The sequence below is a fragment of the Algoriphagus oliviformis genome, from assembly GCF_017254915.1.
GTDB classification, from domain to species: domain Bacteria; phylum Bacteroidota; class Bacteroidia; order Cytophagales; family Cyclobacteriaceae; genus Algoriphagus; species Algoriphagus oliviformis.
The window spans coordinates 1-289 of sequence record NZ_JAFKCT010000081.1 but is presented as its reverse complement, the minus strand read 5'-3'; the positions used below and the strand labels follow the sequence as shown (position 1 = coordinate 289).

At 65.1% G+C, this 289-nt stretch carries 2 protein-coding genes; both read left to right on the top strand.

What is annotated here, in order from left to right; genetic code table 11:
• The first annotated feature begins 12 nt into the window (after positions 1–12).
• Positions 13–135, top strand: a complete 123-nt coding sequence (locus tag J0A68_RS22660; RefSeq protein ID WP_317195149.1) for a proton-translocating transhydrogenase family protein — start codon at positions 13–15, stop codon at positions 133–135.
• On the top strand, positions 132–289 hold a 158-nt coding region (locus J0A68_RS23240; RefSeq protein WP_206580522.1), incomplete at its 3' end, for an NAD(P)(+) transhydrogenase (Re/Si-specific) subunit beta. The genes J0A68_RS22660 and J0A68_RS23240, both read left to right, overlap by 4 nt.

Genomic DNA, 289 nt, shown 5'->3' with positions numbered 1-289 from the left:
CTGGCGCGCGGCATGGGCGTGTTCGCCGTGGCGCTGGCCGCGGTCAACGTGTTCGGCGGCTTCCTGGTCACGCGGCGCATGCTGGAGATGTTCAAGAAAAAGGACAAGAAGCCCGCCAAGGAGGAAGCGAAATGATCTCGCTGAACCTCGTCACGCTGCTCTACCTGGTTGCGTCGGTCTGCTTCATCCAGGCGCTCAAGGGCCTGTCGCATCCCACCACCTCGCGCCTGGGCAATGCCTTCGGCATGGCCGGCATGGCGATCGCGGTGCTGACCACCGGCGCGCTCAT

Excerpts from the sequence above, each read along its gene's own strand:
- J0A68_RS22660 (WP_317195149.1), top strand. The coding sequence starts at position 13 with ATGGGCGTGTTCGCCGTGGCGCTGGCCGCGGTCAACGTGTTCGGCGGC.